Below are 19,995 nucleotides of genomic sequence, written 5' to 3'. Positions count from 1 at the left end.
CAAGCTGGTGATGCGACGCCTTTGCCCGTACTCATTCCGTTCATCTACGTCCAACTCAAACTCAGGCACCGCGCTTACAACACGGCTGCGGCGCACCTGCGCGCGATCCAGGCTTTCTACGCCTATGCCAAAAGCCGAGATCTGGATGTCGATGAGGCCATCTTGGCCTGCAACTTTGAGGCGATTCTGGCTTTGCTGGACGGTTACGCTATTTGGCTCCAAAGTGGCCGTCATGCCGATAATCTGATCGCCCGAATCGGCAAAGCTGGCACTATACTTTTTCAGCAGATCAGTTCACGAACACGTGACCAGTACCTGCGCCTGCTGAAGAAATACCTGTCTTGGTGCGTCACCCGTTATATCCCGCGCGCCCGTCAGAATTCAGCCACACAGGCTGACATCAACGTGGTATTTGCCGATGTTGCCGACGTCATTGAGCGGCGCTTTGAGAGCCATATCATCAATGCTCGTCCCGATCGCACTCGTTACCGCAGCCTGACAGATACGCAATTACAGATCGTTCGCACGCTGATTCGCCCTGGCGCTGTTGAGAATCCGTTCCCGGAACGTTTGCAACTGCGTAATTGGCTAATGATCGAATTGCTCTTGGAGACCGGCATCCGTCGCGGAGAGCTTCTGAAGCTCTACTCCACGGATATCAATAAAGGGTCTCAGCACGCCTATGTCAGCATCAATGATCGAGAACATGATCCCCGCGATCCGCGCGTTGAAGAGCCTGCGCTCAAAACACATGGGCGGACCGTGGGTATCTCCGCACAGTTGTATGAGGTCTACGAGTGCTATATCCAGAGCGACCGGCGCCCTTTGCGTGACGGCAAACCGATGAAATTGCTGTATCGCTATTTGTTCATCTCGGATCGTGGCCGCCCGCTGTCGATCCGCGCGTTGTCTAACGTTCTTGACCGGCTGTTTCTGACCATTGAGCTGGCTCATCCAGGATTGTTGCCTACACTTTCTGCGCATGACTTTCGCCACACCTTTGCAGACCACTTTTTAGCTTACCTGGTCGAAAAGCGTGGGCATGACCTCGAACGGGCCACGGACGAACTGCGGCGAGTCTGCGGTTGGTCTGAGACCTCGACGATGCCACGCCGTTACGCAGGTCGTTATCTAGCGGAGTCGGCCAACCTCCACAATGCCCAGCGCACCTCGGCAGCCTGGAGCCGACTTGACAGTTAAGGAGGTTCGCCGTGGCCAAATCAGCCGACCAAAAACAGGCAACACCACCCTCCTCTTTGCCAGCTTACGTGTTCAGGGGACCCGCTTACGTTGCAATTCGAACTCGCACTAATGACCAGCCACGCTACGTCGATACGCGGCAGAAGGTGTGGACCTGGTACGACGGTGGAATTGCACTGAAAATTGATTGGAGTGCGATCCAGTTGAATTCAGAGCTAATCGAAATAGGCAAAGGCTTTATGGCTTATGCACTTGAGAAATATGCACCTCGAACTGCGGTAATGTTCGCGGATACCATTCGTTTTTTACCTGGTACAAATCTCGCGGCCGGACTTCCTTGGGCCACACATCAACTAATCACTGCTCTCGGAGAGATCAAAAAAACGAGGGCAGTACTTGTAGGATTTCGAAGGTTTTATCGTTGGGCAATGGATAGAGGAATCAATGGCTTCGATCCAGTCACATATTTAAAAATCAAGGAGGTAAAGTCAGATCGGGTTGACCCGTATGCTCGAATTTTTCTCTCGCAGTCTGGCTTGGAACTTGATGAAGAAATTCGATTGCTCAAACGCATTGAGCGAGAACTTAAATATGACTCTTGGGTGGATGTTCAGTTTAATATAGTGCTTCACTTGGGTTTCGAGATCGCACCTCGATCGATTCAATTTCATTCGCTCGAAATTGCTGACTTTGAGTTTACTGAGAGCGATGATCACGAGAAGTACTACACCCTGTGGTTACCCATGGCCAAAAAACTCGGCCAGCGCAGACCTGAGCGGCGCCCCCGCAAAATAACCACCCGCCTGGGTGAGAAAATCTCACGGCACGTTTCAGAAATTCAACGCCGTTTTGGTAGCGACTGTGAACCATTATTTGTCAATCCTTGTGGAAGGCGTCTCTCGATTATTGAAATCGGTACAGGCCTCAAATACGAGCTGCGTGAAGCTGGGATAGATAGGCCGAATCAGGTAACCATGTTGTTGCGTCATCACCTCGGGCAAGGCTTGGCGGATCAGGGTACTCCGGCAGACATGATTGCCGAACTGCTCGGACACAACAGCACGGTTGCAGCGCGTGCTTACGTAACGGCCACCCCCAACATTGCCCGGATCAAAGAGAAAGCATTGGGTAAGAGCCCTGCTTATCAACGCATTATGCGCAGCTTATTAACTGGGGAAATAGTCCAACGCCGCGATACAGCTCCTGAAAGAGCCGTCCGCGGCGTCATTGATACGCAGTACATAGGCGATATTGGTGCCTGCGCCCTGCCGGTCCATACCCACTGTCCCTATAACCCTATATACGCATGCTACACCTGCAAGAAGTTCCACCCCTTTGCTGACGGCCGCCATGAGCAAGTAAAGGATGCGCTCCAGCGGGAGGCCCAACGGTTCATCGATATGGCAGAACTAGCCGGTGATCTCATTCACAACCGGCCCATGGCCCAGCATCAGACGACCATTCTCGCGGTAAGCGCTACGATCGAGCGCTGCCGGCAACAAGCTGGGGATGCTGCAGATGACGCTCTCTAGAGCAAGTCAACGCCTCGGAGGTTTTGTTACACGGGAACAAGCGCTTTTCCATTCGTTACCGATTTCAACACCATGGGCGTCATCGTTATGGGGCGTCGGAGGCTGGTTACCACAACGGGGAAAGCAAAATACGCTCACCTTCGAGACGCACCGGCAAGCCCTCGAAAAAGCGGGCTATCCTTCTCCGGCGAAGGGCCCACTCCCCCTCGTGTTCCAAGATTTTAACAAGGCCCTGATTGTCTATTTACAACGCACCCGGAGCCTGAAGTTTTCGATGGTCGCCGCCTACAATATTGCCGTACGACGGCTTTACAATCCGTTGTTTGAACGACGTGTATCCGACCCTACACAGTTGACGCGGGGCGATTTTGACCGTGTCGTAGAATTTCTCAGAGTGAGTGGCTACAAGAACCTTTACGACGCGATATCTCATCTTCAGGTAATTGCGGATACGATCGATAAACTACAATTAACCGACACCGCCATCCACTTTATACATGATGCAAAACCAGAAAAGAGCCGCCACGAGTACATCTCATTGCACGATCCTGATCGTGCGGTAAAACAGCGTAAATCTGATGAAAAGCTGCCCTCTCGGGAGGCGATGGAAGCCTACGCCCTTTGTTCGAATAACCCGCTTAATGACAGCGAAGAAATCTTGCTGCGCATAATCGATTTACTAATCGCGACTGGCCAAAGGGGAAATGAGGTAGCGGTAATTCCCTATGATTGTTGGGTTGAAAGACCAATCAAAGGAGCAAACGGCGAGATAGTTGTAGACGCAAATGGCAAGCGCCTGGTCGAATGCGGAATTAGGTACTTTGCGGAGAAGCATTTTCAATCTCGTGTTCATTGGTTTGCAGAAAGTGATGTCCCTCTAGCTAGGCGTGCAGTCAAGCGACTCAAGCTACTGACCCAGGAACAGCGAGAAATCGCTAAATGGCAAGAAGATCATCCAGGGCGCCTCTGGGACTACTCGCCGAAGGAGGAACTGTCAGAAGCTGAAGTTTTTAGCTGGCTTGGATTCAGTCAGAATCGCGATGCGTCTCGGAACCTAAATGTTTACTTTTCAAGAAATGGAATCCATCCTAGCAAGGCGCGGAGGCGACATTACTTGGCTGGCGATATTGAGAGTTTTCTAGTCCCTAAACTTCACGGTCATGCCGCGCTTACCGAAAATGTCAGCGGTAAGCTTCGTGTTGTCCTAAAAACGAGTGAAACACTTGCCATCGCATTTGAAGGACAATTTCGATTGGGGGGGCGTGAGGCCAATGTGTTCCGTGCCATCCCACGACGAGTGATGTTGGTTGACATTAACCGAGCGCTCGGCGCGGATCCGCGATTCTCGTCCATATTCTCGCGCCGTTCATTATTTGAAGCTGATGGGACACCGATCAAGCTGACTAGCCATCAACCGCGCCATTGGCGAAATACTATTTACCATCTAACTGGGATGAGCAATGTTCAGCAGGCGCTGGCCCTGGGGCGAAAACGCCTCGACCAGAATGTCTATTACCAACACACAAGCATTGAAGAAAACACCGCTACCCATCAAGAGTTCTTGGCGTTCAATAGCCATCGCGAGCGTATCGACTTTCTACATGCGGGCATAAGAGACAAGCGCATTCATGGCGCTTTGGCCGACAGTTACCATGCTTTGCTATCAGATAAAGGTACAACAACTGCAGAAGCATTCCTCACCGTACACGCCACGGCGCTGCATGTGACCCCTTTCGGAGGTTGTATCCACGATTTCTCCCAGGCCCCCTGCCCTAAGCATCTTCAGTGCTGGAATGGCTGCTCGCATCTACATCTGATGGGCACTCAGTCGGAGCGGGTCAACCTTGAAAAGCAAGCCAAGAATCTGACCAAGGCAATATCCATCATGCGCGACGCAGGCGCCGGAGAGGCAGGCAGCGATGTATGGCTAGCAGACCAGGAAGACAAGCTCAACAATTTAAAATCTGCCCTTGCACGCGATACCAATGGAGGTGTGCAACGCGTGTTTCCAAATGGGCGTCCAATGACGGTTGCGGACTCGGACAAGCGACACAGTTCGGTTTCAGATGACTAGGGGCAATTATGGCGCGACGACAGACATTGAGGGGCAGCACTCTTGACGAAGCAATAGACGCTCTCCTCGCCCAGATGATTAGCTCAGGAGTGGAGCTCGCTCCCATTTCCCGACCGGAGGTGCAGCGCCGGCTGGGCCTGACAAGCCGAGCTACGCTAGGAGGTGACCGTGGAGACAGAATTGAGGCCGCCCGTATTGTTCAAATGGGGGAAAGCGGGAGGGATCCAGATGGTGCCCGCCGGCGCAGAAGTCTCGAAGAGCGTATTGCAAGTCTTCAAGCGGAGAACGCTGCGTTGGCAAGACAGCGAGACAAGCTTTTTGAGGCGCTGTCAGTAATAGCACACAACTGCTTTGTGAACGGTTTGGACGTAGAGTCAGTAATGGCACCTTTGAGAAACACCCGATAATCAGCTAAGCATTCTTCATATCGACTACAAATTACGGCATGGTAATCTGCCTAGAGCGCTAGACCGGGCTGCGTCAGCTCTGATGACTACACATTACGGTAAATGTCTCCTGACTACTTCGTATCAGACGCGAAGCGTTGACATGTGCGCCAACCGCTCGTAGAGTTTGGTCGGTAGCCCCTGAGGCACTTGAGTTTTATCTCCCCTTGAGGGTCCTGCAAAGCCCGGTTTTTGACCGGGCTTTTGCCTTTCTGCTGTGTTGCTCTGAACGTCTCATAAGACGTTCCCTCGTATTCACCCTTTTTATCGCCGTTGTGTTTTAAGCCAGACGCGGATTGCTCAGGGCCCTCGTACTTGCCCTCAGTTTAATGCAACGAGGTATCTACGAAATCCGGGGCGATTCATTATTCGGAATAATCTCACCATACAATGTGGACACAGCAAGGATTGCACGTCCCTACTTCACAGTGGGCTTTTCTGTTACGCCATGTATGCTGATCCTGGGATGGGACCGAATTTATGGAATTAATTCCGCAAGCCATGTTTGACCTCTATGCCCTTTCATTGCCGTGGGGTTTAAGTTTCGTCGGTCACATGCCGTTTCGAGCTTGGAGGACGGCGGATGGACGCGCATGGGGGGTCTTAACTCGTAACGTAGCCGCGAATACATATGGTTGCATGGCGATGCGGCAACGAGTGGATCTGGTTTGGGCCTTGGTTTTAGATGAGGCCGGATTTGATAGCTATGACGAAGCGGAGAGCAGGATTGCCGCTCACCTTCAAGAGGGGGCGCCTCGTGAGTCGATGCCCAGAAATACCGCTAGAAGACCTAATGTTTTCGACAGCACCGGCCTACCTACATGCACTCTTTTTCAGCATCTATCCAGAAAATCTCGGCATAAAGCCGCATGGATGATCGGACACTTGTACTATTCATTGCCTCGGCCTGACGCCAACTGGGTCAGGGATTTTCAAACCGAGAATTTGCACACACGCCTTTGGGAACTCCATCTGCTGGCGTGTTTCCGTGAACAAGGTCGGTTCGTTAGCCAACAGCATCGATCACCTGATTTTCGCATTTCGCGTCGCAATGGTGAGTGTGCTTGGATTGAGGCAGTTACAACGAATCCGGCTGAACGGTACGACCATGCGACTACCTGGGCTGAACCACCTCCGTCTGACCTGATGGATCGAGTTCTAGGGCAAGCCGCGGTCAGATTTGCCAACACAATTCGTAGCAAACTGCAGCGACGATACGATCAGCTTGCACACGTTGCTGGCCAACCCTTTGCCTTAGCCATTGCTGATTTTCATGCCCAAGGATCCATGACTTGGAGCAGGCAGGCTCTCATTGCGTATCTCTTTGGAGAGTACGCATCAACGGATGTCATTGATGGAAAAAAACAAGCGGTGGGAGTGAAAATCGAACACTTGCTTGGTGAACAAAAGATTCCTGCTGGACTCTTTCGCTTCCCGGAAAATGCTGGCTTATCAGCAATAATATTCAGCAATGGTTGCAGTTTGGCTAAATTCGGGAGGGTACTCGTATCGATGACTCAGCATGATGAGTTCACCAACACCCGATTTGGGGAGATTTTTGATCGAACACCTGGGGCCCTTAAGGGAATACCGTTTTGTTTGGACGTAACCAGTTCTGAATATCGTGATCTCTGGCCACAAGGCTATGAGCCATGGTCTGCCGAGCTAGAGGTATTTCACAATCCACTAGCTAAGCACCCGCTATCGAGGGAAGTTTTGCCAGAAGCGACCCACTGGTTTAGGCAGGAGCAAGACACAGTATGCGAAGCGTTCTACGAGACACAGATCCTCCACTCTCGCACCTTCGTTCAGCCAAAAACCCAGTTACCGTTCACGCTTGAGAGCTTTCTAAAAAGTGGAACTGAAACGAGCAATTCCGAATTGGCTGATGAACTTTTAAGTGAAATGCCCTCTGCACCAATTAAGAATTTTGAATAGTTAATTTATTTAAATTAATTATTCAAATGGCTGGTTCCTTAACGCAGGCGCTATGGGAATTTGGCCGGGAACCTCCGGTTTAGGTACAAGGCACTAGGACCGTCAATCACAGCACGCTTAAATTTCTTCCATTTTCAAATACTCTGATGCACTAAACTTTTCATAATAGGGGCCGGTACGGATATTGTTCATTATTCTCCAAAACCATGATTTTGATATATCTGAGTCCATGCTTATTGGATAATCGTACCTGTACGCCAACTCTCCAAGCTCAGGGGCACTTTTATAGCAGTGTTTGAATATAGGGTTAAGATATTCTTGGAGCCCCCATCGAAGGTTATTCAGTAGTTCTGCAAGCCACGTCGAGTAGTAGACAAAAAAATGCTCAGTCAAGTGCTCGGCAAAGTCATCCAAAGCGAGCGGGATTTGCTCAAGCGGTACTATGTGACCATGATCGCCCAGCATTTTCTGAATGTTCTTAGTCAGTCCTGTCAATCGCGAAATATTGTGCTTTGCTTCGTTCCCAGAAATGTATAAAAGGTAGAGTCTCGTGACTTCCAACTCAGCTTCAATATTTAGAGTTGGAATCCACAACTTGAGTGTCGCAGGAGTGTTTAGCCATTGTTGTAATTTTTCAGTAGCGTCTTTTAGTGCGCAAATTGAATTATTAGTATCGAACGTTTTTGTTTCGCAAGCAGATGCTATCACATCCAAGCAGGAGCCTTTAACTCCTGTTAAACCAAAGTCGCCAGTTTCCTTCGCAAAATCCAATAACCTGATAAGGAATAATTGTTGATGAATCCTAGAGTGGAATAATACGGTAACATCCTTTAAGTGCTCTTCCTTTCCGCAAATTTCCATTAACGCATGGTTTAGTATGTCGCCAATCGCCTCTATGGCTATGCAGAGTCCGATCACCTCATTTTTAGCGGTACTAGTGGTCATGCAATGTCCTGCGACGATGATGGAGAATTGGAATTCTGCGGGCATGGAGAATCGGGCTCACTCAAGTCATCTCTAGTAGCGTACCCACACTCGTACTGAATATATTCAAAATCAGCGTCGATCTCCCTACCACCTATCGACATGGTTCGGGAAAACGATTGTCGTACAGCAATCGGTGCCTCACATGTGGGGCAGATGAGACCGATCGCTTTTAAATGTTGCCAGGCTGTAGATACGCTTTCACGTAACTCTGATAACTCACCTTGCTTGCTTGCGAGTTCCTCGTCTGAACTTGTCCCTAGCTTTTTAAGTCGTTGAATCTCATCCATAGCTGTACGAGCTTTTAGATCTACCGCTCGTAGCAGGTCGTCGGCAGTGCTGTAACGAGCGCAGATATGAGCGAACAATTGATGCCCGCTTAGTTGCGAAGTTGAAGTTCCATGACGGATCCAGGTCTCTCCACCATGTGTAAAATACATTTCATTTGACTTTCCGCTAGGTATGTAGATATCTACAACAAACCTGTCTTGCATTTCTTTTTCGAGGTTAATTAAAGGCCTGAGTTTTATTTCTACGGAGCTTTGAGGGAAGTTCGGGGTGATTTTCAAAGTAGCTGCGGCGACTTTTCTATGCAGAAGATCTCGATCATCCCGGGTCAATCGTATTCCTACTGTGACACCGCTGTCGGTCACACCAAATAGAATTCGTCCGCCTTTATTATTAAGGAATCCGATGAGGTATTTCGGTAGCTGTTTTTCAATTGCGCTACATGGGTTACTAGAGGTTACTGACTTGAATTCGAGAGTCTCAGATTCTTCATCATTAATCTGCTCCATGAGTCTGAACGACAACGGATTGAATTGTGATAGATATCTGTCGTACTCATCTGAAATAGGCTGCGCCTCTGGTGCGTAATAACCAGCTTCGATTAGTCTAGTGAAGTCGATAGTGAAAAGCTCATCATCTGTGCACGTTTCACAAGCTAAACGCTCAATGTAAAAGCCGTTTAGCCAGATGTTTTGAGACGGTAGAAGCAATTCAGAACTGCTGCCCTGAATGAAGTCCAACAGAACGGTAGGAAAGTCGTCGAGGTTAAATTGTTCCATATAGTTATAGGCAGCTGGTTTTTGGTCTTTCCAGTTTTTAACCAACTCAATAAGCTGCTCTATGGTAATTGAATATCCATAATCAAGAAATTTTTTACATTGAACTGCCCTTTCACCATTAAGCTCCCCATAGCCTTTTGTGAGCTCTGTTACGATTGCTTCCCTTACATGATTGAGCGAGTAGCCCAGAGCTTCGAGCCTTCGGCGCAGCTCGCGGATAGTGATTTGATACGCCCGGAAAAACTCGGGATCGTCGACACTACCGATAGCGATAAGATCTGACGCATTGAACAACACTATCTGATTGTCTCCGACGAGTTTCGGAGTACCCCCTAGATACTTTCCTCCGATGCTTACTTCGCTTTCAGTCGCCATTCCATATCCCATAATTTATCAAAGACGCTTTGAGCAGCGAGCGTGATGAACCAGATACCGAGATCAGGTGTATCCGTCCCTAGTGAGTCAGGGGCGATTCAGGTTGTGGGCTCGCTTATATTAGGCACCAAGGCTCTGAGGAACGGCAAAGCCCCGGAATCCAATCCTAAATTCTGTTTAATCATCCACCTCGACACGACCGAAGCTTTTCAATCTCAGGAACTTTGATTTACACAACCCCGCAGGAACCTTTCTCTTCAACAGCTCGTAAAAATTCTCATCATGTGTCGATATGACTATCTGCTTGTCGTGATTGATAGCAATGCCTCGAAGTAAATCAATAGTGGATAGCACATTAATAGAATCCATCGAGTGAATTGGATCATCAATCAAGATAAGGTCAAGCGACTCTCCCGTGGGAGATTTAGCGTTCAGCGCCCGCGCCAGAAAAATACTCAGACTCAAGATATTCAGCTGAGCCGCGCTAAAATAAAGCAAAGGGGAAATCTCTTTCTCCGACTCCTTGTCCCTTACCATCACATTCAAGGTAGGTCTATTTTTCAGCCCAAACCCGCAAGAAAATCTTACTTCACTGAAGTTAGGATGGGGATCGATTTTTCTATAAATCTCATTTATCAGATCCGTTTGGAAGACCGTGTCGAGTTGGCGCTCTAGCACCTCGTTAATGACGGTGAGTTCTGCTCCAATATGTTCTCTTAACGATTCATATTCGATACGTCGCTGAACGGTAGAGCCCATCTCCCTCCTGGCAACCTCCCTGCTAATCACAGGCCTGATAGAGTCAATCAAAGCTAGCAACTCACCTAATTTGACAGAGGAGTCATTTGCCTTCTGTTTGCCTGCAACCGTTTCCTCTATGGCTGCACCTAAACGTTTTTCATAGCCTGCATGATCAGCTTGCGAAATGCCTAAAAGCGTTATGATCCTTGAGCTGTAAGATTCTATTCTCCCGCGCAATTCAGACAGCCTTGCGATGCACAGGTCGAGTTCATTCTTAATTAACAGGCTCTCTGCTGGGAGATTAGCATTCTCCAGACTCTCTGTAATAGACTTAACAGCATCATCTGCCTCTGACCACAAAGCTTCGAAATCTTTTATTTTACTCCTTAGCTCGGCGGTGAAAATTTCGAGGTCTTTGACCGTGCCTGAAGGATCACACTTGTATTCTTCAAGAAAAGAGAAGACTAAAGCGTAATCTTGATCGGAATCAATTTGCGTCAATTGCGTGTTAATGTCAGAGGTTTTTGAAAAAGTGGAGACCTTCATCGAGCTGATCGACTCAAGCTCTTTATCCGCTGTGTCTAACTCAGCTTGGCTCGTGTCGATTTGAGCCGAAACGACCTTAAGCTCCTCAATTATCTTCGTTGAAAGTTGATCCTCAGTCAGGTTCAAAACAGTGGCTTTATTCAAGATCATCTCTTGCTTCAACAAATCTAGCCTTGCCTCAAGCGAGGCTTTTTTTCGCTTCGCAGATAACTCCTCGTCTGTTGTGTTTCGTATCTCAACCTCGAGCTGCCTAATTATTTTTTCCCGGTGATTCGATAACACTGCTGCCATATCCGATAGCAGTTTTTTAGATTCCGCCAGATTGTCAGTTTCTACACTTCTTTTATCGGAGTTTTCCTTGAGAACTCCTTGCAACTTCCCATTGCTGTCTATCGCAGCCTGGAGAGCTTCGAAAGAACCGTGATCCTTTTGACACAGGGGGCAATGACGGCCGGGATGACTTGATAAAATCTCACCCGCAACTGCCGCGAGCTTTCCAAATGCATTAGTTTGAGATTCAAGATCTCGTATCACGTGATTGATAGCGTCGAGCTTGCGCTCAATGAGCACGTTCTCAGCTCTAGCGGCTCGAAGCTCAGAATGGTGATCAGCGCCAAGACCAAGCAACGCCAAGTCCTTAATGCCCAATTCAAAAACATCTTCAGGCATTTGATTTATAGCGGAAAGCGAATCCGTCTGATCGGCCAACTTGGCTATGAGCAAAGATATTTTGGCTGTAGCATCCCTCAACTCAACATCAAGCTCAATCTGGTCTTTTGTCGACCTTTCAATATTTTCATATATATTAATCGAGTTAGAGCGGAGCATTTCCCATGTGGCTTTTTGCCCCTGGAGATCCGTAAGGCGCTTCAGCAATTCCTCTCTCTGAGCGGTAAGCTGATCACGCTTCAACTCGAGCGATTTAAGTTGCAGGTTTTGAGCACCTAGCTCACTTCCAAGCGCTAACTTTTTACCGCGTAACAAGCGATATTTTTCGCTAACTGAGATTACGGACTCAAGTCGCTGAAGCTCGTCTGTACGGCGGTTAATTTCTGTTACGTATTCGGCCTGCGCCTGCAGCAAAGCGTCTCTTCTGCCTACTTCCCCTAGAGCGTCTAACAAGCTTAGCTCTTTTGTCAGCTGGCGAGCCAACTCATCAGAATCACTATTGTTGTTTATGAGCCCTTCTGCTAGCTCATTTAGCGCCAGTTCCCTTGCAGCTAATGACTTTAGCTCATGTTGGACTTTAGAACTCGATGTAATCAACTCCTCCGACAGCTCGTCGAGCTTCGTATCGCCGACTACCTCTTGCAGTGCTTGAAGACAAACTCCAGCACCTCTTAACTGATTAGTAACATCAACAAACGTTTCAACGAGATGATTGTTTAAAGGGGCCTCTATTTCAGCAGATAATTTTTTTTCAGTGGCTTTGTATTTCTCAATTTGCTCGCCCACACCCAAGTATGCTGCCTGTACCTCCCGGCGTAACAGCTCGCTTTCTTCACCGTATACGTCGATGAATGTCTGGTAACGGCTTTCCGGATTGACTCCACGGATAAAATGATCTATCGCATCTTGTGATAGGAATATTGTTCGATAGGCCTCCGCCCCTTCTACCAGCTTCTTTTCCTTAAAGTCGACATCAATGCTGTCTTTCCGGATAATGCCTGGGCTACGCACAAAGTCCTGAACAGTGGTCGATACTGAGACCAAAGTTTCGAGATCATCTGGTGCTTCGGTGTTTCGTAGAATGCGAAGCGCCTCATCTTCCAACTTCGATCCGCGAGCGGCAGCCTCATATACCCCATCACTGAAACGCTCTGACCCATTGGTCATAGCCCATTCTACTGCATCATAAAATGAGCTTTTCCCAAAGCCATTCGGAGCATAGAGCGAAATAAAGTTTGCGGGAACATCAACGCCATCTTGGTCGGGTACCATGAAATCAAATGTTCCATTGGCTTTCTCTAGATAGGCTCTGAATGCCTGAACCTCAACTTTCTTTATTTTCATGACCGCCATGCTCCGCTAACAACTGTTCAATCAACTGTACTCTGCCCTCTGCCGTCGCGCGAGTGTAATCCTTCAAATGCGATACAAGCGATGAGGGCTTGTACGCGACTAACGTCCCAAAATTCTTTGAGACTGCCAAATCAACCTCAAAAATTTCATAGTTCAGACGTTTGAGAGCGAATTCTTCTTTCAGCCAAGATTGGCTATCAGTACATGAGTCGAAAACTAACTTTCTAGCTGTGAATTTATCATTTTCAATCAACAGCTTGAGTGGTCGACTTACTGAATCTTTGCAAAAGAATGCAATGTAGACATTCCATCTAGCAACCTTTTTCTCCGCTTTGTAAACTAGCGCTAGTACATTTTGGATTGCGTTCCAGTTTTGCTCAAGCATTTGCGAGCTTTCGGCCCAGCATGCGATGCAACTAATGAACTCGGAATCTCCCGCCGTAAACAAATTAAATGCGAAGTTAGGGAATTTGTCTTTAATCTGCGAGATGCGACCACTATTTGCACTTATTAAATTCATTGGAGTATTTCTCCTTAAAAAGCTCCATCAACTGAAGTGAGTTTAGCCCCAGAAATGCTTGTTCATTTCTCGTTATACACTCCCGATGGAGGCTGCCTAATAGCGCAAAACTAAAGGGCACGTCACCACTCTCAATACCCATGTCAATGCGTGTTCCATCATCGTCATCATACTCAGCAGCGGGCGCAGCGATATCTTCAACCAAATATTTTATGAAGTTTTTATCTGCGATTGGCGGGCTTCCCACATCGCCACTTGAGACTACCAACACCCCCCCATCATCAAGTAACTTTCGAGCAGAGGATATGATGTTATTAAGGTCTTGAAGCCAAGCCTCTTTACTTCTCGAATAAACAAACCTACTGACTCTCTCCATTTCTTTTAGATAGGTGAGATCCATTATTTCTACATCATTCAGCAAAGAATGTAAAATCAAGTATTCGGCATAAGAAGACCAAAGCTCTAAATCATACATCGCCTCATCTTCCTGCCCATTAACAATCAAGCTCTTGTCATATAGTGCTAGTAATTCATAGGGCTTAGGCATCCCCCCTTTAACTAAGCTGTGCGCCTTGCGGTGGAGTTCTCGGCGTACGGCTTGGAGTATTCTGGGGCTATTTAGAGTGTAATTGAATGTACTAGCTCTTATTTTGTCGAAGCAGGATAAGAACGAAGGAAGTATTGGTGATAAGTTATATTCTTTGACAATCTCATCATATCTTGTCAGGTCGTAACACCGCACAACCCCAGGTTCTTGAGGCTGAGGGCCGGCCATCTCGATCTCTATACCAATTAGATACGGCGTTCCACCTACGACAAGATATACTCCCCCACCAGAAGCTCCTTCAATGAGGCCTCTCGCTGGCAGGCCATCTATTGTCAAATAAAACCCCTTTTCAAATTGCTTTACTTTTCCATCATAGGTTTGAAATTTCGCCTCAGGGGTTGCTTCGTTAGCGCGACAGTCGGGAAAGCCTGCGAAAACAGCTTCAGCCTTATAATCAATCCTTTTATTTTTATATCGATTAAGTGGTAAATCATCAATAAGTGGAATTTTTAATAAAGCGCAATCATCTGCATGAGGATACACACCTATAACATCGAGACGTTGGCCAGTCCACGTTTCAACTCTATTATGTGGCTTCAGAGTATGCTTCGCAGTGAGCACATAAGAATAGTCCTCCGAGAGGCAGTGAACTAATGCACCACTTCCGCCGTTCACCTTGACTGCTTGCTCTCTGATGAATTCATAAATGGACATTTAGATCACCATTTTTCCTTCACAAACATGTAGTCTGTTAGCATAAGCAGCATCTTCAGGCAGCAAAATTCTTCTAATTACAGATTCGTAATTAAAATATACATTGTTATCTTTCTGGGCGCCTAATATTCTTGCGATTGTTCTTTTGTCCGGATGTCCAAATATCGAGCCATCTGTTGAAATAACATATCTTTTCGAGGCGATAAGTGAGAGCAACCCCTGGCTTGTATTGCCTCTACTCCCATGATGCGAAACCTTTACAAGGCTGCATTCCAGGGGGTTGTTCGGGCTATATCCTAATAACTTCAGCTTGCGCTGTACGGTGCTTGCATATGAGTCCGCCAACAACAGAAGTTTGACATCCCCAATTCTCAAAATGAACGCTATTGAGCTGCCATTCGGGATGGATCGATCAGACTTAAACCGATCCCTACTTAAGAAATGCGAGAAGGGGAATTTATGATCGCTTTCCTTTTTTGCTGTCTTTTTTTCTGTCGGGGGATATTCTCTTTCCCATGCTCTACCAAGTCTTTTGAGTGTCTTTACTGAAGGGGACAGGATTGTGAACTCCAACCCTGATCTGGTAATCGGAGAGACTTCATTATGAATCACCTGCTTATACCAATTAAGCTGGCTGAGCTTTTCCTCTAATGTCACCCCCTGGGTGATACTAGTCTTTGCTTCCCTTCCAGCAATACCTTTCACCTCATTCTTGTTAGTATCTAATTTACCGTACTCAGAAGATATAAGCCCATATGAGTTGAACCAGAATTCTTTTACTAGAGAAGGTAGATAATCATCAAATGACATAGCCTCGAGTAAGCCGCCAATATGATCGTCATCTACATGAGTAATTACAGCTAGGTCAATAAATTCTCCTCTTGCCTTTAATTCTTCAAGAAGCAAGCGAAGGGGTTTAGCGTATCCGTATAGTTGACCAAATGTATCGGGGGGGCCGCCATCAATCAGAAGGTTGAATGTGTTTCCGTCCTGTTCATGGCGCAGGAAAATGCAGTCGCCATGCGAAGCGTGGAGGATCTGAATGGTGGTGCTCATGCTAGCTCCCTTAGCTGCTTATGCTTTCATTATGCCATCAATCAGAATACCTTCGGGAGGGGAAAATTTGTCATCAGTCTTCGCAGGGTGAATCCCCCCTGGTTTTGTCGATCACTACAAACCAAGCTGAAGATCCAGAAGATAGTGGTAGATATGGACAGCCGAGGCATTAACCGGCCGCGTCTCCCGGTAGACCTTCAAATGAGGCTGCTCTTTATCGAGCGTAAGCGTGCCCTGGCTGTCGAACCCGGCATAAGGGGTTCGATTAATCCATTGCTCGTATTCAGTGCACAGGTGCACGAAGTTGCCGGTCGAATAGATGACAATGGCAATAGAGCTAACACCCGGCGAATTGTACCCCGCGACCTTGTTGAGATGGTCCTCGATCGTCTTGCGTTTGAAATTGTGCAGGCGGAAGGCCTCGACAATCGAAATGCAGTTCGTGCCTGCGTAGATGCCACCATCAATTTCCCCTACCCCTTTTTTCGAAGCAGAGCTACCTATTCTCGCCTGGTCTTTCACCGTCCAGTTCAGGTAATCCAAACGGTGGCCCAGCAGCGAAGTTAACCAGTCATTGATCAAGTTTTCCTGGTCTATCAGCGCTTGTGCGTCAGGGTCCGTAGGGCGGTACAGGTTGTTTTTACGCGTTAGAAGTTCCAGGGTAACGCTGTAGATATTGCTGGAGATAAACTGTTCCAAGGCATCTGCGTCCGTCGCCTGACCGAACACCAGACTCTGGTCGTGTGGTGCCAATGCACAGATCTCCCGCCACATGACTCTCGCGTGGGTATGGTCAGGCTTGATGTACAGGTCCGTCACATGAGGGGAACTTTTCAACCGCACGACGTTGCTGTTTCTCAGGCGCTTTTCCAGGGTTTCGAACGCCCCCTTCTGCACGGCCGGGAATTCGCCATGAAGGTTCTCGACCTCATGCAAATGCTTCAGCGCATCGTCCACCCGCCCCTGTTCTTGAAGGTGCAAGCAACGGATAGACGCAAGTTCGCAAGACCGCTGGAAGCGATCGGGCAGTTCACGCCAGACACGATCCAGTTCTTCCCACCTCTTACATTCGACCAGAAGCCCCAGTGCTTCCTCTAAATCCCTGGCATCCACCTGCTTCAACCCAACAGCACGATAGACCTCGTACCACTGCCCATACAGTTGCCAAGGATCGATGTCTACGCCCGTCTTTTTCTTTTTGCCGAGGATCCGACTCGCCTTGAGTCTTCCCGTCGCGTAAGTGAGCTGCTTACGCTCTTTCAACAGGGCATCGAACAGGTGAAGCGCACGCTGGGCATCGACCGTCAAGCAGCAGTTCGCTATTAGCTGTCGAGCATACTGGTGGGCCTCGTCACTGGCCTGCGTGGCGGTGTCAAGGAACAGCTCCAGCTCGTCAATCCGTTGCTTATCGTTGAGGGCCGCGTCCTCCGCAATCGCTTTAAGCTCGATCAACTCGGTCAGCGGCTCAAACGAGACAGAAGAGTGGCTGCGTCGAACGGATGCGCCATATTTCGCCAGATGCCGTGCAAGCGATAACTGGCCGGCATTGGCCGCCATCATGGCCACCCGGAAAATCTCTGGAATCCAGACGATCCTTTCAGCCTCGAAGTCCAGCGTGATCACGTGCTCGAGGATGCGCGCTTTCCTGGCAGACGATAGCGTTGCTTCGAACAGCTCAAGCAAGCCGCCAATGGGTGTTGGCCGCTCTCGCAGTATGCTCAGGAACGCCGTGAAATCATCCTCCGCGAACAGGTTGCTGGCCTGGCACACCCGCGCCCACAACTGAACCTTGCCGTGCCCAGCTCCATCCTTGAGCACCTCGAACACCCCCGCTAGGCGATCATTGGCAAAACCGAATTCCCGAATCAAGGCCAGCAGGGCTTCGACGACATCCTTGTTGAAGCCTGATTCAGTATCGACAACCAGCGCTAGGAGCAGGCGCAAGTGCGTCCTCACCGCGCCAAAAAAACCTCTGCGGCCTGCTTCAGAGCCTTCAGGCTCGTCAACAACTAAATCATCGAACGCATGAATCAATTTTCGCCGTAGGGGCTTGTTGCAAAGGCGCAGCAGCCCACTCCAGTCAAAGCTGTCGAAAACCGGGCCGTCGTCTATATCGACATGCACGCTCGTGAAGCGCTGTTGCAGAAGCCAGAGATAGTCGTTCACCAATAGCGTGGCTACGTGTCCGGCGGGCGCTGTTTCCGGCGCACCCTTGCCCATGAAACCCGCCGACAACGCTTCGATGCACCAGAACGAAAACATCCATTGCGCAAGCGGCAACTCATCGTGCCTGTCATTCAACTGCTTGTGCCTAGCCACCAGAAAATCAGCCGCTGAGGCGCAATGGTCCTTGAAAAGAGGCAACGCTCTGCCGCCTTCGGGTCGGTGATACTCCATACGTTCGACCGCCTGCTTCAGCCCCTGGAGCAGCACCAGGCCTTTGCCCTCGGCATGAGGGGCGGTCTCGCGTTCCGCCAGCCACGCGAACACTTCTGCAATCGCTAGCACCGTGTCGCGCGCAGCCTCGGCGTCAATCGGCTCATCGTGGGCGATGGCATACACCTCCAGCGCCTGGGCGAATACCAATTGCTGCCACGCCCTGTCGTAGTCGTAACGGTCCGACAAGCGCTGGGAGGCACCATTAAGGCGCTGGTGGACCTTGATCAAGCCGATATGACTGGTTGCCCTGTCAGACAGCAGCAAGCATAAATAGGGTGAAAGGTGAATTTTCCTGAACAGTATCTCTGCCAGGTGCGGCGCCTGCGTCGAGTGCTGCAACAAACGGCGTGTGTAAGGAAAACTGTCGCGCCGTACGCCGTCTTCGCATTCGTACTTCACGATGCCGGCCACGAGATGATGGGTCGTCTCGTAGTCGTAATAGTTCCCCGCCCCTTTCCACCACTGGAAACAATCAAAAAAGCGCGCGCTCCGCAGGCGTCGAAAACGCTCGATCACGTCGCCCAGTTGGGACAGGTCCAGTGCTGGGCAATAGGCTTCCTGCTCGGAGCCGGTAAGCACCTCAGCTGAATCCCGCCGTGCAGCTCGCACGATGGCATTCATGCGATTCGCGGCCAGTGCGATATCGGCCGCGCATTGCTCCCAACTATCCTGCAGAGAGTCATCGGCCATCACGTACTGGAATGCACCGGCTAGAAAATCCTCGCGCGCCTCTGAAGAGCGGAACTTCAGGTGAAAAACATACGACCGCCTGTAAGCCAGTACCATTTTCAACCACCATTCCTCGAACGCCACTTCCGGGGTTTCCCTCGAGGCCCGCAATTGTTCCCACAGCAGCGTGCCGACCCCGACAAGGTCATCGTCTTCGAAGGAAACCTCATACCCACCGAGTGACGCAGACAACTTGTCGCATGCTTGCAGGTAGCCTACGTCTGTGACACGGTCCTCATCGACACGAACATGCGACGCCACCCAGCCGTCGATTCCGTGTCTGATGTTATAAAGAGAAGCCACTGTCGCAAGTTGTTGCTTCAACTTTTGCGGCATGTCGTCTGCGACGGGAACCGGCCTGACCACCTCCAGCAGCCCACATTTGAAGGTCACCACACGCTGCTCTTCAAGTTCTGCGAGCGGCACCGGGTCTCTCAACGCCTGCCAGCCCTCCTCGTCATGCAACCAGGTCGCCTGCCCTTCCAAAAGGCCGAGCACCGTGGCGCGGTTCAGTACGCGAGGATAAACAGTGCCGGCGGCCAGCAATTCAGCGATATAGCCATGCAGGGGCATGATGAGGTCGGGCCCGTCGGGACTCGGATATTCGTAAAAATCGAGTTTCCTCTCGAGGTCTTGAATGAGACGAGTCGTATCCACCCCATGCTTCCTTGCGCCGCTGGAAATAGCCGGTCACGCTAGCACTCCAGGAACAGGGACGCATCTAGTTTTCGTGCGCGCAGCGAACCTAGCTACGCCATGCGCCCTGCAACATTGTTTTCCAATCCTGAACTCAAAGTGTGTTTTCTGAAAAACCGCATGCCTCACTCACTGAATTGGGATCGCCAGAGGTTGGGACAGTGAGGCTAAAACGTGCGGGGAGACTGGCTCTATGAACATCAATCGATGAACAGCTGTATTCATTTCTGGAGCATTAAGCCAACGGTGTTCGACTCATGAGCGACCCATGAACATCTGACATCGCCCATAAGTTAAATCAGGTGCTATGTCAGAGATGTTCATAAGACACGTAAGTCACTGATTCGACGAATTCGTATTTGACGTCTA

11 protein-coding genes are annotated in these 19,995 nt (G+C 49.3%); 4 read left to right on the top strand and 7 right to left on the bottom strand.

Features of this window, described 5'->3' with window-relative positions:
• The 4 genes from AC3WKX_RS31490 to AC3WKX_RS31475 all read left to right on the top strand — a co-directional run.
• Positions 1-1,200, top strand: a 1,200-nt coding sequence (locus AC3WKX_RS31490) for a tyrosine-type recombinase/integrase (protein WP_256580030.1), incomplete at its 5' end; no start/stop codon positions are given.
• An 11-nt stretch (positions 1,201-1,211) separates the two neighbouring features.
• Entirely contained in the window at positions 1,212-2,732 is a 1,521-nt protein-coding gene (locus tag AC3WKX_RS31485; RefSeq protein WP_102604337.1) for a site-specific integrase, read from the top strand.
• A complete protein-coding gene (locus AC3WKX_RS31480) occupies positions 2,710-4,806 on the top strand; it encodes a hypothetical protein (RefSeq protein WP_256579714.1) in 2,097 nt (698 codons plus the stop codon). The genes AC3WKX_RS31485 and AC3WKX_RS31480 overlap by 23 nt, the downstream gene beginning before the upstream one ends.
• Before the next feature lie 926 nt (positions 4,807-5,732).
• Complete coding sequence (locus AC3WKX_RS31475; RefSeq protein ID WP_178083043.1) at positions 5,733-7,190, top strand: hypothetical protein; 1,458 nt, start codon at positions 5,733-5,735, stop codon at positions 7,188-7,190.
• Positions 7,191-7,307: 117 nt separating this feature from the next.
• Here the strand turns inward: AC3WKX_RS31475 and AC3WKX_RS31470 are convergent, their stop codons facing one another.
• The 7 genes from AC3WKX_RS31470 to AC3WKX_RS31440 form a co-directional block, all read right to left on the bottom strand.
• Entirely contained in the window at positions 7,308-8,135 is an 828-nt protein-coding gene (locus AC3WKX_RS31470) for a hypothetical protein (protein WP_102604335.1), read from the bottom strand.
• Entirely contained in the window at positions 8,132-9,616 is a 1,485-nt protein-coding gene (locus AC3WKX_RS31465; protein WP_158244080.1) for an RNA-binding domain-containing protein, read from the bottom strand. The genes AC3WKX_RS31470 and AC3WKX_RS31465 overlap by 4 nt, the downstream gene beginning before the upstream one ends.
• Positions 9,617-9,793: 177 nt before the next feature.
• The gene (locus AC3WKX_RS31460) at positions 9,794-12,916 is read right to left on the bottom strand and encodes an AAA family ATPase (protein ID WP_146013705.1); all 3,123 of its coding nucleotides are present in this window, start codon (positions 12,914-12,916) and stop codon (positions 9,794-9,796) included.
• The gene (locus AC3WKX_RS31455; RefSeq protein WP_146013704.1) at positions 12,897-13,445 is read right to left on the bottom strand and encodes an ABC-three component system middle component 1; all 549 of its coding nucleotides are present in this window, start codon (positions 13,443-13,445) and stop codon (positions 12,897-12,899) included. Before AC3WKX_RS31455 ends, AC3WKX_RS31460 begins: the two co-directional genes overlap by 20 nt.
• The gene (locus AC3WKX_RS31450) at positions 13,423-14,706 is read right to left on the bottom strand and encodes an ABC-three component system protein (RefSeq protein ID WP_146013703.1); all 1,284 of its coding nucleotides are present in this window, start codon (positions 14,704-14,706) and stop codon (positions 13,423-13,425) included. The genes AC3WKX_RS31455 and AC3WKX_RS31450 overlap by 23 nt, the downstream gene beginning before the upstream one ends.
• Complete coding sequence (locus AC3WKX_RS31445; protein WP_102625838.1) at positions 14,707-15,762, bottom strand: ComEC/Rec2 family competence protein; 1,056 nt, start codon at positions 15,760-15,762, stop codon at positions 14,707-14,709.
• Between the two features lie 114 nt (positions 15,763-15,876).
• Entirely contained in the window at positions 15,877-19,587 is a 3,711-nt protein-coding gene (locus AC3WKX_RS31440) for a hypothetical protein (protein ID WP_102604331.1), read from the bottom strand.
• Positions 19,588-19,995 lie beyond the last annotated feature (408 nt).

Source organism: Pseudomonas sp. GP01-A4 (assembly GCF_058780865.1).
The sequence above is the reverse complement of the archived record's forward strand: the minus strand, read 5'-3'. Positions and strand labels throughout refer to the sequence as shown.

What these genes read in the sequence shown, in the direction of transcription:
- AC3WKX_RS31450 (WP_146013703.1), bottom strand. Translation starts at nt 14,706, where the DNA reads ATGTCCATTTATGAATTCATCAGAGAGCAAGCAGTCAAGGTGAACGGC.
- AC3WKX_RS31460 (WP_146013705.1), bottom strand. Translation starts at nt 12,916, where the DNA reads ATGAAAATAAAGAAAGTTGAGGTTCAGGCATTCAGAGCCTATCTAGAG.
- AC3WKX_RS31475 (WP_178083043.1), top strand. Translation starts at nt 5,733, where the DNA reads ATGGAATTAATTCCGCAAGCCATGTTTGACCTCTATGCCCTTTCATTG.
- AC3WKX_RS31470 (WP_102604335.1), bottom strand. Translation starts at nt 8,135, where the DNA reads ATGACCACTAGTACCGCTAAAAATGAGGTGATCGGACTCTGCATAGCC.
- AC3WKX_RS31445 (WP_102625838.1), bottom strand. Translation starts at nt 15,762, where the DNA reads ATGAGCACCACCATTCAGATCCTCCACGCTTCGCATGGCGACTGCATT.
- AC3WKX_RS31455 (WP_146013704.1), bottom strand. Translation starts at nt 13,445, where the DNA reads ATGAATTTAATAAGTGCAAATAGTGGTCGCATCTCGCAGATTAAAGAC.
- AC3WKX_RS31480 (WP_256579714.1), top strand. Translation starts at nt 2,710, where the DNA reads ATGCTGCAGATGACGCTCTCTAGAGCAAGTCAACGCCTCGGAGGTTTT.
- AC3WKX_RS31465 (WP_158244080.1), bottom strand. Translation starts at nt 9,616, where the DNA reads ATGGCGACTGAAAGCGAAGTAAGCATCGGAGGAAAGTATCTAGGGGGT.